The 15,446-nt window shown below is 39.4% G+C and carries 8 protein-coding genes; all 8 read left to right on the top strand.

Features of this window, described 5'->3' with window-relative positions; genetic code table 11:
• Positions 1 to 150: 150 nt before the first annotated feature.
• The 8 genes from HMPREF9009_RS22195 (at position 151) to bglX (ending at position 15,444) form a co-directional block, all read left to right on the top strand.
• Complete coding sequence (locus HMPREF9009_RS22195; RefSeq protein ID WP_049703285.1) at positions 151 to 3,432, top strand: TonB-dependent receptor; 3,282 nt, start codon at positions 151 to 153, stop codon at positions 3,430 to 3,432.
• Between the two features lie 11 nt (positions 3,433 to 3,443).
• Entirely contained in the window at positions 3,444 to 5,171 is a 1,728-nt protein-coding gene (locus HMPREF9009_RS22190) for a RagB/SusD family nutrient uptake outer membrane protein (RefSeq protein WP_049703284.1), read from the top strand.
• Positions 5,172 to 5,182: 11 nt separating this feature from the next.
• On the top strand, positions 5,183 to 5,851 hold the full coding sequence (locus HMPREF9009_RS22185; RefSeq protein WP_008997691.1) for a carboxypeptidase-like regulatory domain-containing protein: 669 nt from the start codon (positions 5,183 to 5,185) through the stop codon (positions 5,849 to 5,851).
• Between the two features lie 142 nt (positions 5,852 to 5,993).
• The gene (locus HMPREF9009_RS22180; protein ID WP_049703283.1) at positions 5,994 to 7,451 is read left to right on the top strand and encodes a sulfatase-like hydrolase/transferase; all 1,458 of its coding nucleotides are present in this window, start codon (positions 5,994 to 5,996) and stop codon (positions 7,449 to 7,451) included.
• A 91-nt stretch (positions 7,452 to 7,542) separates the two neighbouring features.
• On the top strand, positions 7,543 to 9,018 hold the full coding sequence (locus HMPREF9009_RS22175; RefSeq protein WP_049703282.1) for a sulfatase family protein: 1,476 nt from the start codon (positions 7,543 to 7,545) through the stop codon (positions 9,016 to 9,018).
• Entirely contained in the window at positions 9,008 to 11,764 is a 2,757-nt protein-coding gene (locus HMPREF9009_RS22170) for a family 78 glycoside hydrolase catalytic domain (protein ID WP_049703281.1), read from the top strand. The genes HMPREF9009_RS22175 and HMPREF9009_RS22170 overlap by 11 nt, the downstream gene beginning before the upstream one ends.
• A gap of 30 nt (positions 11,765 to 11,794) precedes the next feature.
• Positions 11,795 to 13,189, top strand: coding sequence for a sulfatase family protein (locus HMPREF9009_RS22165; RefSeq protein WP_004315868.1), 1,395 nt, complete (start codon positions 11,795 to 11,797; stop codon positions 13,187 to 13,189).
• A gap of 23 nt (positions 13,190 to 13,212) precedes the next feature.
• The gene (gene bglX, locus HMPREF9009_RS22160; RefSeq protein ID WP_053095329.1) at positions 13,213 to 15,444 is read left to right on the top strand and encodes a beta-glucosidase BglX; all 2,232 of its coding nucleotides are present in this window, start codon (positions 13,213 to 13,215) and stop codon (positions 15,442 to 15,444) included.
• Positions 15,445 to 15,446 lie beyond the last annotated feature (2 nt).

Raw genomic sequence — 15,446 nt, 5'->3', positions numbered from 1 at the left:
TAAATCTTTCTACCGCTTGTTTGGCGACAAGCTTAGATAAACTTTTTATTAACTTTAAGTCATTACAAAATTATGCAAAATTATTGTAGCATCCAATTATTACGGATGATAAACTCGTTTTGGATTACCTTAAAACAAATTCCACTATCTATGAAACTATTTATTATTTGCCTCATTTGTTCTGTCAGTATCACATGGGCTACTGAAGTGTATGCACAGCAAGCAATGATAAGTATTGATGTGCGTAACCAAACAGTAGGGGAAATCTTGGAGGAAATAGAAGCTCAATCGGATTTTGACTTCTTTTTTAACAACAAGCATGTTGATTTGAGCCGTCGTGTATCCGTATCTGCCAATAACAGTAATATCTTTCAAGTTTTGAAAGAAGTTTTTGCCGGCACGGGTGTGAAGTTTTCAGTATTGGATAAGAAAATAATTCTATCAACAGATATTTTGGTACCTGAACAAGATAAAAAAATGAAAGTTTCCGGTAAAGTCGTCGATAGAAATGATGAGCCTGTCATAGGAGCTACTATTAAAGAAAAAGACGGTTCTGTTGGTACTGTAACTGATATCGAAGGAAATTTTACTCTATCTGTATCGTCAGATAAAGCAATGATTAACGTATCCTATATCGGTTATCAACCTCAATTAGTTAAGGTAAAAGAAGGAAAAACATTAAAAGTAGTCTTGGAAGAAGATACAAAACTGCTTGATGAAGTAGTAGTGGTGGGTTATGGTACGCAGAAAAAGGTAAATTTGACCGGTTCTGTTGCGACTATTTCTTCTAAAGATATCGCAGAAACCCATGCAAGTAATACTTCCACTTTATTGGCAGGTAGATTGCCCGGTGTGATTTCAATGGCTGCAAATGGATTTCCGGGACAAGGAGCATCAGTGCTGATTCGTGGGAAGTCATCCTGGAACGATGCGCCCGTATTATATGTTGTTGACGGGATTCAAGTGAATAAAGAAGCTTTTGATGCGATTAACATTGATGAAATAGAGAATATTTCGGTATTGAAGGATGCATCTGCGGCGGTATATGGTTCTCGCGCAGCTAATGGCGTAATATTGGTTACGACGAAACGTGGTGAGAATGGCAGACCTAAATTCTCTTTCTCTACAAATTTAGGTATCTCTACACCTACTGCTTATCCGGAATTACTCAACGCTTATGAGTATGCAACTCTTTGGAATGAGGCACAAACTAATATGGGATATGATATAAATAACTCTTCAGACGCGCATTTGTTTTACAATGATGAACAAATTCAAAAAGCACGAACAGAGAGTTCTGATTGGTTTGGAGAAACTTTCAAAAAGCATTCATTGAATCAGAAATATAACATGAGTGTGAACGGTGGAAGTGATCGGATCAAATATTTTATGTCTTTAGGATATTTGCACGATGAAGGGATGTATGATGGAATTGATTATAAACGTTATAATCTGCGAGCTAATATTGATGCAAAAATCAATAATTATATCAATGTCCGTTTAGATTTGGAAGGGATGGAGAGTACTTTAGAACAACCACAAGTTGGTTCTGCTTCATTATTTGAGTATGTGGTTAGACGGTCTCCATTAGAAAAGATTTATAACGCGGATGGTAGTTACTATGATATGGGTAGTAGACATCCAGTAGCAGAACGTGACGATAGCGGGTATAAAAGAAATAAAAAGAATAATTATCGGGCTAAACTAGGCTTTGATATAAAAATTCCTTATGTAGACGGATTGAAGTTTAATGCTTTGTTTAGCTACGTGCGAGGTGCGAACCATTCGAAGTCATTTTTAACTCCTTATTCTCTCTATTTGTTGGGAGATGATGGTAGTGTTGCCAATGAGCGCATTTTTGGTAAAACCTCTCTTTCGGAAGAAATGTACATTGGAAATAATATGACATCTACTTTGACATTAACATATAATAAAAAGATAAAAGGACATTCTATGTCCGGATTGTTGGTGTACGAACAATTTGAATCATTGGGATCTACATTAGGGGCTTCAAGAACTAATTTTCCATTCACTTCTATTGATCAGCTGTTTGCAGGTGGAGATGATGAAGAACAGTCAAATTGGGGAACTCCTGCTCAAGATGCTCGCAAAGGTTTCATAGGGCGCTTTAATTATGATTACAAAGGCAAATATCTGGCTGAATTTTCGTTCCGTTATGACGGGTCATTAAAATTTCACCCGGATCGTAGATGGGGATTTTTTCCTTCAGTATCTTTGGGATGGCGGCTATCGGAAGAAGCTTTCATGAAGAAGTTTTCTAATTTGGATAATTTGAAAGTCAGAGGTTCGTACGGTATCTTGGGTAATGATGCTGTAGGAGGCTGGCAGTGGTTGACTAACTATTCGTTTGGTGATGCCTATATTTTTAATCAAGCACCGATAAAATCAATTGTAAGCGGTGGCATTCCGAATGTTGATTTAACTTGGGAAAAAACTGCAACATTCAATTTTGGGGTGGACGCATCTATTTATAAGGGATTACTTGCTGTGGAAGCGGATGTGTTCTATAAACGTACATACGATATCTTAGGTTCAAGGAATGCTTCAATGCCTCAAACTTTCGGTGCAACTTTGCCTTCTGAAAATTATGGTGTTGTGAAAGTGAAAGGGTTTGAACTGCAAGTAAAGCACGATAATAAAATAGGAGACTTTCGGTATCATGTGGGTGGAAATGTGAGTTGGTCAAGAAATAAGGTTATAGAAAAAGATTATGCTGCAGGGGCGGAACCTTGGAATATTCCGGTAGGAAAAACAATGGGATATCGGGCTTGTTTTGTTGCACTCGGATTATTTCAGAGTGATGAAGAAGCAGCCGCATGGCCGCGGTTTAAAGGAACACAGCCAACGGCCGGTGATGTGAAATATGCAGATTTAAATAATGACGGAATTATAGACGAACGTGATAAGAAAGTCGTTTCTCCTTATAGCAACACTCCTGAAATAATGTTTGGCTTGAATCTTTCGGCTTCATGGAAAGGTTTTGATTTTAGTGCTTTGTTCCAGGGAGCTGCCAACAGGAATGTGATGTTAAGTGGTTTTGCCACTCAAATGTTTATTAATGGTGCTTCCAATTTGCCTAAATATTTGTATGAAGACCATTGGACTCCGGATAATCGTGATGCACGCTATCCTAAGGCCTGGGGCCCTGACCATCCGTCAAATAATAAATCATCCACATTCTGGTTGATTAATGGTAACTATGTTCGATTGAAGAATGTAGAATTAGGATATTCCATATCAAAAGATTTATTGTCGAGAGTGGGAGTGGACCGTTTGCGGATATATGTTGGCGGAAGCAATTTGTTCTCTATAGATCATATGCCGGGGTATGATCCGGAAAAACAGGATGGAGGACCGAATTATTATCCTCAACAAAGGGTTTTCAATATGGGAGTAAACATAACTTTTTAAATGAGTATACAATGAAAAAATACATATTTTATTTAATCGCATTTTTAGCCGTTTCTTGCGAAGATGTTTTGGATAAAAAGAATTTAGGCGCTATTGATGATTCGTATGTGTGGAGTGATCCTAATATGATTGAGCTGAATGTTAATTCATTTTATGCCAATTGGATGCCGACCGGTTTATTTGAACGACCCGGACTCGCTGAGTTGGGAATAATTTCCGATGAAGCTCGTAGTGGATATAATGGTCGTGCAGTGAATTGGATAAATGGTGTGCGTTTTGGTGCCGATCGTACGGATGTACCGTATCAAAAATGGTATTATGGTGGTATACGCAAGGCTAATGAGTTTTTGCAAAATATTGAAGAACGATATATTTTACCAACTAATGCTACTCAGGCTCAAAAGGAACGACGTGACCGTTTTATAGGAGAAGTGAGATTCTTCCGTGCTCATCTGTATTGGGAAATGATAAAGGTGTATGGAGGAGTACCTATCATAACTAAAGTAATAGACAAAGATGAAACGGATGAGAGTTTGTTGTATCCTAAAAGGAATACGACAGATGAAAGTTTTGATTTTGTTATAAAGGAATTGAAGGAAGCTGCAGATTTGTTATCGATTACATACAGTGGAGATAACTGGGGAAGAATTACAAAGGGAGCAGCACTTGCATACTGTGCAAGAATACAGTTGTATAGAGCAAGTCCGATGTTTAATCCGACTAATGAAAGAAAATATTGGGAGGATGCATACGACACCTATAAGGATGTGATTGAACTGGATGTTTATGATTTGCATCCGACATTTTCGGAAATTTGGAAAGAAAAAGGAGAGAACAACAAAGAAATAATATGGTTTAAAGATTATAAAAAGGGAACTATTACTCATGGTTGGGATGCGGGTAATATGATGCGTTCGCAGGCAGTGGGTGATGCAACAGCCAATTGTCCGGTACAGGAGTTAGTAGATGCGTTTCCCATGAAAGATGGTACTCCGTATGTAAAAAGTAATCCGGAAACCAATCCGTATGATTATCGTGACCCTCGCCTTCGAGCAACTGTCGTATGGAATGGAGATACATACGGACCAAGAAACGAAAAGGTGTATACATTTGTTTCAGAATCCACCGACCCTAATTCTCCAATGTATAATTTTGATGGTATTGATTCTCATCAATCTGCAACAAGTACAGGATATTATATGAGAAAAATGACAGATGAGTCTTTGGACGGAACGAAAGGTGATTATGGCTATGGAAAAGGAAGCTATACACAATGGGTTGAACTTCGATATGCTGAGGTCTTGTTGGGCTTGGCTGAAGCAGCGAATGAAATTGGAGAAACGGAAGAAGGCGTAGAACAACTAAAATTGATTCGTAAGCGTGCCGGTATACTTCCAGGTGATGACGAACGTTATGGAATACCAGAAAACATATCTAAAGATGATTTTAGGACATTGGTTCAAAATGAAAGATATATAGAATTGGCTTTTGAAAATAAACGTTATTGGGATTTGCGTCGTTGGAAATTAGCACATCTTAAACTAAACAATCAAGTGACAGCAATGGAGATACGTAAAAAGATAAATGGTGAAGAGATTTCTTATACCTATACACGTCGCGTACAGCGCCATGATAAAACGAATAAACCGGTGTTTTTAGAGAAATTTTATTTTTTGCCTTTACCTAAAGAAGAATTGCTTAGAAATCCGAACTTAGAACAAAATGAAGAATGGAAATAAAAAACATGATTATGAAAAAGATTTGTTTATATATATTGGTTTGTATGTTCATTGGTTATTCGTGTGATGACATGAACGAGTTTGAACAAGGAACATTAAGTGGATACGTGTTGGATGCTGTAACAGGTGAAGGGTTAGCTGATGTGGATGTCGTTTTGGAGCCTGTTGTAGCGGCTAATGGCAGTGTGACTTCAAAACCTGACGGTCATTTTAATTTATCACGTTTAGTTGCAGGTACATACAGAGTGAATGTTCGTAAGAACGGGGCTTCTATTATAGATAATGCTCAGGATGAAATAACGATAACGGATGGTTGTACTCTTGATAGGGAATATAAATTGACTCCCAGAGTTTCAGTATTTGATTTTAGTGTTGACTATGACAAGAGTGATCCTACGAAATTTGTAGTACATTTCAAGGCTCGTGGGAACGAAGGTAATAAGTTTAATTATTATTCTGTGATGTGGAACGAGTATCCGAATTTTATATTTGCGGATTTGCCTAATACTCAAAGAAAGGCAGTGAAGCATGCGACTTCAGAAGAGGCAGAAGTCACCTACGAAGTAAGTGGTTTGGATTTGAAAAAAGGGACGACCTATTATATCCGTGTAGGAGTAACTCATATTGCCAATGGAGGAGATTACAATCATAGCAAAATGATTCCTATAATGTTTGAGTAAGTAATGAATTTTTGTGATAAACTTTTTATCGTAGGAGGGATTTGTCCCTCCTACTTTAGAGCTATTTGCCATAAAAAATACAAGTGTTTCATTGAGGAAACATTCACCAAGAAAATACATTTAGAGTTAAAGTGAATCAAAGATGAAAAATAACTTTTTTATTTCAGGATTGTGTTTGTTAACCGCTTCTCAAACGATGGAAGCACAAGATAATAAACCGGAAAATGTGAATATACTTTTTATTCAGGCGGACCAACACCGTTATGATTGTACAGGGTTTTCAGGGAAAGGCTTGGTGAAAACCCCTAATATCGATAAACTCGCTTCGGAAGGAGTTATTTTTACTAATTCCTATTCGTGTATACCAACAAGTTGTCCTGCCCGTCAAAGTTTGATTTCCGGTAAATGGCCGGAACAACATAAGGGACTTTGGAATTATGATATAACGTTGCCTGTCACTCCTTTCAATGGTCCGACGTGGACCGAGAAATTATCAGAGAAAGATATAAAGATGGGATATGTTGGTAAATGGCATGTCAGCGACCGGAAATCTCCGAAAGATTTCGGATTTGATGATTATGTGCCGGAGTGGAGTTATAATAATTGGCGTAAGAAGAATAATCTTCCTGATTATGTCTGGCAGGACTCCCGATGGGTAATGGGAGGATATGATCCGGTTGATAAAATGCAGTCCCGTACACATTGGTTGGCACAACGTGTGATTGAAATGATTAAGAAATATCAATCCGAAGGTAAAAAATGGCATGTCCGTTTTGATACGAGTGATCCGCATTTACCATGTTATCCTGTTCGTGAGTTTCTCGCTATGTATGATAAGGAAAAAATACAGGAATGGCCGAACTACAGGGATGATTTGTCGAATAAACCCTATATTCAGAGACAGCAGATTTATAATTGGGAGTTGGAAGATTCGAATTGGGAGATGTGGCAGGGTTATTTGCAGCGTTATTTTGCCAATATCACTCAATTGGATGATGCTGTAGGTATGGTTATTGAGGCTTTGAAGGAAATGGGAGTGTATGATAACACGCTTATTGTATATACTACAGATCATGGAGACGCTGCCGGTTCACATAACATGGTGGATAAGCACTATGTAATGTATGAAGAGGAAGTACATGTACCTCTAGTGATGAAAATTCCCGGAGTGTCACATCGGATCGTCGATCGGTTTGTCAATAATCAACTGGATATGGCTGCAACATTTTGTGATATGTATCAGTTGGATTATAAAACGCAGGGAGAGTCCTTGTTACCTCTGATCGAAGAAAAAAAGGAGGCCTCAGACTGGAGGGAATATGCGTTCAGTAATTACAACGGTCAGCAATTTGGTTTGTTCGTGCAACGTATGATACGTGACAAACGTATGAAATATGTATGGAACCTTACAGATACGGATGAATTGTATGATTTGGAAAGCGATCCTTGGGAACTGAACAATTTAGTTTATTCAAAAGAATATAAAGCGGAACTTGTTCGTTTGAGAAAAGCTCTTTATGAGGACTTAAAGCAAAGAAAAGATCCGTTGATTTGGCAGAATGCGGCAAAAAGACAACTGATTGATAATAAAAAGTTGTAATGTTGGGAGTATAATCTCGATTTGCAAGCGATCGGGCAGTGACAATTAGATTATTTTCAGTAGGTATAAACAAAAATAGAACTATAATGAGATGAAACGTTCAAGCATAACGAAAGTTTGGTTGTCTTCTTGTTGTGCACTGCCGCTCTTGGGCTTTGCGCAGAAGCGTCCGCATATTATTCTAATCTTTACGGATCAACAGAATGTAAATGCCATGAGTGCGGCGGGTAATCCTTTCCTGTATACCCCCAATATGGATGCTTTGGCTAATGATGGAATTCGTTTTACGAACGCTTATTGTACTTCTCCTGTTTCCGGCCCCTCACGTGCAAGTATCGTGACGGGACTGATGGCTCGTGAAGCGGGAGTTGAATGGAATGACAATTCAAAACTAAGCGAAGGCATACATACCGTCGGTGACCTGTTGGGTGAGAATGGTTATCGGACTGTATGGGCAGGAAAATGGCATATTCCTGAAATTTATCCGCAGCGTTCAAAACATGAGATAAAATATTTGCATGGTTTTGAATTACTTCCTTTTTGGGACGCACCTAACAAGCATTGGTTGCTGGGAGCGGAAACAGATCCGCCATTGACGGATGCGGTCGTTTCGTTTTTGGATGGTTATGATAAAAGAGAGAAGCCCTTGTTTTTGGCGGTCAGTTATCATAACCCCCACGATATTTGTATGTATCCCCGTAAAGTCGGTTGGGAAACAATGTCGGATTCCTTGTTGAATATTCGTCCTTTTGGAAAATATAAATTGCCGGAACCAATGGGGGTACATCCTGATTCGTTGTCTTATTTGCCGCCATTGCCCGGAAATTTCAGTAAAAATGTAGATGAGCCGGAGTTCATAATAGACAAACGCGTCAAGCCGAACCCTTATGGAGATGAGGTGCAGTTGTCGTCCCGGTTTTCCGGAAGAGAATGGCAGGCTTACTTAAATTCGTATTATCGATTGACGGAGTTGGTTGACAAGGAGATTGGGGAGGTGATAGAAGCCTTGAAACGTAATGGAATGTACGAAAATTCTCTTATTATATTTACTTCAGATCATGGTGACGGTATGGCTGCTCACGAATGGGCGGCAAAACTTAGTTTTTACGAGGAATCTGTCAAAGTTCCTTTAATTATGGTATTGCCGGAAAAGTGGCAGCGGGGGGGTGTTAACTCCGGTTTAGTTTCTTTAGTCGATCTTGTCCCGACATTTTGTGATTATGCCGGGGTGAGCCCGAAGACGAATTTTGCGGGAATGAGTTTGCGTCGGGCTATATTTCCAACTGAAGAGCGTTGGCGTGATTTTGTGGTGGCGGAGTTGGCGGATCATTTGAAAGACAGGACAAGAAAAGGGCGCATGATTCGTACCGGACGCTATAAATATGCTATATATTCATCGGGTGAACGTAATGAGCAATTGTTTGATTTAATGACAGATCCCGGTGAAACGATAAATTTGGCTTATTCAAAAGAGTACTGGGAGATTCTTAAAAAGCACCGTAGTTTATTGGTTAAATGGATGAAAGAACGTGGAGATAATTTTAAAGTAGTGACCTATGAAAAATAATATATATTTCATATATCTTTTATTACTGGCTGTTTTGCCGGTTCATTCAAGGAATACTTCACTTTTTAGCGTTTATGAGATAACATGTGAACAACAAATTGAACCGTCGGGAATAGGAAGTAAGTCCCCGCGTTTTGGTTGGAAGGTTGCATGTCAGCAACGTGGTTATCGCCAATCTGCTTATCGCATATTGGTGGCAGATACTGAGGATGCCCTGACAGCCGATAAAGGTACTGTTTGGGATTCAGGAACGTTTCTTTCTTCAAATTCCGTCCTTGTTCCTTTCCAAGGTAAAGAACTTCATTCCGCGACTAGATATTATTGGAAAGTCAAGGTTTGGAATGAAGCAGGCGAAGAATCCGCATGGAGCAGACAAGGTTCGTTTGTGACCGGCATGATGAAGGAACGGGATTGGGGAAAGGCTCAATGGATTGCTTTGGAAAAGGATGATTCTGCGAAAAACTTATATCCGGGAATACATGCTCCATTGGTTCGGAAGATGATCGGTGATCGGAAAGTGGGTGGATATAAATTGCCAATGTTCCGAAAAGAACTACCTATAAATAAAGAAGTCAAAGAAGCGATTGTGAATATTTCAGGATTGGGACATTTTGATTTCTATATAAACGGGGAGAAAGTGGGAAACCATTTTTTAGATCCGGGATGGACAAATTATGCAAAGACGGCTCTTTATCAGACTTTTGATGTGACAGCATTACTGAAGAAAAGAAATGTGATGGGAGTTATGCTGGGAAACGGGTTTTATAATGTACCTCGTGAGCGTTATTTCAAACAATTGATTTCTTTTGGAGCTCCCAAGGTGAAATTAGCCTTATCTTTAAAGTATGCGGATGGTTCTTCCGAGGTAGTTGTTACGGACCGGAGTTGGAAAGTCTGTGAAAGCCCGATTACTTATTCGAGTATTTATGGAGGAGAGGATTATGATGCCCGAAAATATCAGGTTTCCTGGATGAATCCCGGATTTGATGATGATTCGTGGAAAACTCCGGTTATTGCAAAAACGGAGATGGGGTTGAAAGCGCAAGTCTCTGCTCCGCTTACAGTACGTGATATACTTCCTGTTGTCCGGAAGTATAAGAATTCAAAGGGGAATTGGGTTTTTGATTTCGGACAGAACTTTTCAGGAATAATTCGTTTGAAAGTAAAAGGTCATAGCGGGCATAAAATGACGATGAAACCCGGCGAACTTCTGGAAAAAGATAGTACGGTCAATCAACGGGCGTCGGGTGGACCTTATTTATGGAATTACACGTTAAGTGGAAAAGGGGTGGAAGAATGGCAACCGCAGTTCACATATTATGGATTCAGATATGTTGAAGTATCTAATATTGAAAAGCTTGAATTGGTAGAATTGACAGGGATGCATACTACAAATTCTTCTCCGGAAGCAGGGTCTTTTTCTTGTTCCCTGCCGATGTTCAATAAGATCTATGAGTTAATTGACTGGTCGATACGTAGTAACTTGGCAAGTATTTTGACCGACTGCCCTCACCGGGAGAAACTTGGATGGCTTGAAGTGGCTCACCTTATGCAGCATGCCATGCAATACAGGTATCAGTTGGATGGTTTGTATAGCAAAGTGATGGGGGATATAAAAGATTCTCAGACACAGGAAGGCATTGTTCCTTCTATTGCTCCGGAGTATGTACGTTTTGCCGATGGATTCGAGAACTCTCCGGAATGGGGAAGTGCATTTATTATTATACCTTGGTATGTTTATAGATGGTATGGAGATAAAAGTCTGCTATCTGCTTATTATCCGTATATGAAGCGATATTTGGAATATTTGTCGACTCGTGCGGATAATTATATTGTTGCTTATGGCTTGGGGGATTGGTTTGATTTGGGACCTAAGCATCCGGGGTATTCGCAGTTAACATCGAATGGAGTGACCTCAACCGGTATGTATTATTACAATGCGTCGATAATGTCTCAAATAGCAAAACTGCTTGGAGAGGAAAAGGATGAAGAGCGTTTTACACAATTGGCTACTTGCATCCGAAAGGCTTATAATGAGAAATTTTATAATACTGCCACTAAGCAATATGACCGTAACAGTCAGACTGCGAATGCAATTTCTCTCTATTTCGGATTGGTGGAGGAACAGAATCGGGAGGTTGTATATCAGAACTTGATTAATGATATTAAGAATCGTAATTACGCTTTGACCTCCGGAGATATCGGTTATCGTTATTTGTTGAGAGTCTTGGAAGAAAACGGAGATTCTGATATCATTTATAAAATGAATACCAAATATGACGTCCCCGGGTATGGATGGCAACTGGCTTATGGGGCTACTGCGCTGACGGAATCCTGGCAGGCGTATGGTTTTGTATCGAATAATCACTGTATGCTTGGGCATTTGATGGAATGGTTCTTTAGTGGTTTGGGTGGAATAAGCCAGCAAAGGGAATCTGTTGGTTTTAAGAAGATAAAAATAAAACCTCAAATGCCGATAGGAATTAATTCGGCTTCTACTTCATACACTTCGCCATACGGGGATATTGCCTGCCGTTGGGTGCGTAAATCTGGAAAAATCCGGTTATATGTACAAATACCGGCCAATTCCGAAGCGATTGTTTATTTGCCGGCAAAAGCTGCAGAAGAAATCACGGAAAGCGGCATACCTTTGAAAGATGTCGGAGAATGTCGGATTCTTGAGACTCATAATGAAAACTATATATTAGTATCCGTGGGTTCCGGCAATTATATTTTTGAGGTGTAGAACCGAGTGTTAAACGTAACAATATAAATAATGAAATATAATCTGTTTTCGTTGGGAATTTTAGCTTTGAGTTCCCAAATGGTGATGGCTTATGAAAAAGGAAAAATGAACATTGTGTTTCTTTTGGCGGATGATTTGCGATATGATGCGGTAGGGTATATGAACAAGACCACTATTCAAACTCCTCATATCGATTGTTTGGCAAACGATGGTACGGTTTTTACCAATATGTATGCCACATCTGCCATTTCTTGTTGCAGCAGAGCGAGTATATTTACTGGTATGTATAATCGCCGTAACGGAATTACGGACTTTTCGGGTACTTTACGGGGAGAGGCACTGAAAAACACATATCCAATGTTAATGAAAGACAATGGGTATTATGTCGGTTTTATCGGAAAGTATGGTGTAGGAAATTATTTACCTCAAAAAGAGTTTGATTATTGGAGGGGGCTTGCGGGACAAGGAACATATTATCAAAAAGATAAGGATGGCAATCCCAGGCATCTGACGGGGCTGATTTCCGAACAGATAGACGAGTTTTTGGCTAATAGGGATGAAACGAAGCCCTTTTGTCTGTCAGTGAGTTTTAAAAGTCCACATACCGAATCGGAACAGGATCCGTTTCCTTTTGATAAGAAATATAGTTTTATGTACGAAGACGAATTCTTTGATAAACCGGAGACTTTTGGAGAAAATTACTATCGATTATTTCCCGAATCTTTTAGAAAAGATGGTAAATGGGAAAATGAAGGATATGTGCGTTTTAAGAATAGATACGGAACGGATGAGAAGTATCAGTCTTCTGTGAAAGGATATTATCGGTTGATTGCGGGGATTGATGAGGCAATAGGCAAGTTGAGAAAAAGGCTGAAGGAAATGGGACTCGATAAGAATACACTGATTATTTTCACTAGTGACAATGGTTATTATTTGGGAGAGCATGGTTTGGAAGGGAAATGGTATGGACATGAGGAGTCAATCAGATTGCCTTTGGTGATTTATGATCCGCGATTAGAGAAACCGGTAAAGAAAATTGATGAGATAGCGTTGAATATTGACCTGACCTCAACCATGCTGGATTATGCAGGGATAAGGCAGCTTGAAAAGATGCAAGGAGAAAGTCTGCGTCCTTTGATGGAAGGTAAAAAGATAAAATGGAGGCAGGAATTTCTTTACGAGCACCTAATGAATTTAGATAAAAAAGGATGGTATGTGTATATACCACAGACGGAAGGACTTGTAACGAAGCGTTATAAATATATGCGATATTTTGTGAATAATCAATCGCATACTCCTATTTATGAGGAACTTTTTGATATTAAAAAAGACCCTTATGAAAAAAAGAATCTGATTAAGAATAAAGCTGATTTGGCCGGGCGTATGCGTACGAGAGTCGATAATTTGATAAAAGTAATTAAATGATAAAACTAAATAATAGAGAAAGTATGAAGACATTTGTAAAACTTGCTACGGGAATGTTGTTTTTGGTTTCGTGTGGAGGAAATATATCGGATAAGGTCTCTACACTTAGTATTCCCGATAAATATGAACAGAGAGTTGATTCCGTATTGAAATTGATGACTCTGGATGAAAAAATAGGGCAGTTGAATCAATATACAGGCAATTGGCAGGCAACCGGACCGGTAGTGGAAGATCCTACTAAAATAGAACAAATTAAAGCCGGGAAAGTCGGTTCCATGTTGAATATAAAAAGTGTCAAACATACCCGTGAGTTGCAGGAATATGCAATGCAGTCACGTCTACGTATTCCTTTGATGTTTGGTTTGGACGTTGTGCATGGTCTGCGGACTATCTATCCTATTCCATTGGGCGAGGCTGCCAGTTTTGATCTTGACTTGATGAAACGTACAGCTGCCGGTGCTGCAAAAGAGGCTTCTGCGCAAGGCGTTCACTGGACCTTTGCTCCAATGATTGATATTAGTCGTGACGCCCGTTGGGGACGTGTAATGGAAGGAGCAGGAGAAGATACCTGGTATGGGTGTAAAGTTGCCCAAGCCCGGGTTAACGGTTTTCAGGGAGATGATTTGTCGGATCCACACACTATTATGGCTTGTGCCAAACATTTTGCGGCGTACGGAGCATGTATTGCAGGAAAAGATTATAATACGGTAGATATTTCCGAACAGACATTGCATGAAGTTTATCTTCCGCCTTTTAAAGCGGCAGTTGATGCAGGTGTCGCTTCTTTTATGAATAGTTTTAATGATATAAATGGTATACCGGCAACAGGGAATACTTATATTCAGCGTGATTTATTGAAAGGTTCCTGGAACTTCAATGGGTTGACTGTTTCTGATTGGGGTTCTATTCGTGAGATGATTCCTCATGGCTATGTTTCAGATTTGAAGGGGGCGGCAGAGAAGGCGATTCTAGCAGGTTGTGACATTGATATGGAGTCCAGAGCTTATCATATTCATTTGAAGAAACTTGTTGAAGAAGGTACTGTGTCAGAAGATTATATTGATGATGCTGTGCGTCGTATTTTGTTTAAGAAGTTTGAGTTGGGATTGTTTGATAATCCTTTTCTTTATTGTGACGAGACACGTGAAAAGGAGGTTGTTCTTTCTGAAGAATTGAAAAACCTTTCCCGGGAGGCTGGTGCCAAGTCTATCGTTTTATTAAAGAATGACCAAGGTTCTTTACCTTTGAATAACCCGAAAAAAATTGCAGTTATCGGTTCTTTGGCTAAATCTCAGAAAGATATGCTGGGCTTTTGGGCGAATGAGGGTATTGTAGATGAGGTGGTGACTGTGTATGAAGGATTGAAAAATAAATATCCTGAGTCCGACGTTGTGTATGCGGATGGTTATGATTTGGCAACAAATGAACTTCATTTGATGGATGCCCGTAATGCTGCAATGCAGTCGGATGTGGTAATTGTGGCAGTAGGCGAGCGCTTTGAAAATAGTGGAGAAGCCAAATCACGTGCTGATATCAACATCCATCCCAATCATCAGTTGCTAGTGAAAGAGTTGAAAAAGACAGGTAAAAATGTGGTTGTTTTGCTGATGGGTGGCAGGCCAATGATTTTTAATGAAATGACTCCCCATGCAGATGCCATATTATTAACTTGGTGGTTGGGAACGGAAGCGGGAAATGCCATTGCAGATGTGTTGGCCGGAGATTATAATCCTTCGGGAAAACTTCCGATGACATTCCCGGCGCATGTAGGGCAGATTCCGATTTATTATAATTATAAAAACACCGGTCGTCCAGAGAATAAAGAGATAGGTTATTCGTGTCGTTATCAGGATATTGATTTTGAACCTGCATATCCTTTTGGTTATGGTTTGAGCTATACTGATTTTTTAATTTCAGAACCAGTAGTAAAGGATTCGGTATTTAGCCTGAAAACTCCTTTGGAAGTTTGTGTAAAGGTGAAAAATACTGGTAAATATGCAGGAAAAGAAACTGTACAATTGTATATCCGGGATTTGGTAGCTTCTCTTACAAGACCGGTGAAAGAATTGCGTGGGTTCCAACAAGTGGAACTGCAACCGGGTGAAGAGAAAGAAATCAGTTTTATGCTGACGGAAAAGGAATTGGGATTTGAATCCGCTTGTAAAGGTTGGACCGTTGAGCCCGGATTATTTGATGTGATGGTAGGGAATAGCGCTTTGAATGTGAAGAAAACAAGAGTTGAATTAAAACAATAATC

The organism is Bacteroides sp. 3_1_13 (assembly GCF_001185845.1).
Lineage (GTDB): Bacteria > Bacteroidota > Bacteroidia > Bacteroidales > Bacteroidaceae > Bacteroides > Bacteroides xylanisolvens.
This window is presented reverse-complemented; position numbering and strand designations above follow the sequence as displayed.

Bases quoted from the DNA above. Each gene is read 5' to 3' on its own strand.
- HMPREF9009_RS22190 (WP_049703284.1), top strand. From the start codon at position 3,444: ATGAAAAAATACATATTTTATTTAATCGCATTTTTAGCCGTTTCTTGC.
- bglX (WP_053095329.1), top strand. From the start codon at position 13,213: ATGAAGACATTTGTAAAACTTGCTACGGGAATGTTGTTTTTGGTTTCG.
- HMPREF9009_RS22180 (WP_049703283.1), top strand. From the start codon at position 5,994: ATGAAAAATAACTTTTTTATTTCAGGATTGTGTTTGTTAACCGCTTCT.
- HMPREF9009_RS22175 (WP_049703282.1), top strand. From the start codon at position 7,543: ATGAAACGTTCAAGCATAACGAAAGTTTGGTTGTCTTCTTGTTGTGCA.
- HMPREF9009_RS22165 (WP_004315868.1), top strand. From the start codon at position 11,795: ATGAAATATAATCTGTTTTCGTTGGGAATTTTAGCTTTGAGTTCCCAA.
- HMPREF9009_RS22185 (WP_008997691.1), top strand. From the start codon at position 5,183: ATGAAAAAGATTTGTTTATATATATTGGTTTGTATGTTCATTGGTTAT.
- HMPREF9009_RS22195 (WP_049703285.1), top strand. From the start codon at position 151: ATGAAACTATTTATTATTTGCCTCATTTGTTCTGTCAGTATCACATGG.
- HMPREF9009_RS22170 (WP_049703281.1), top strand. From the start codon at position 9,008: ATGAAAAATAATATATATTTCATATATCTTTTATTACTGGCTGTTTTG.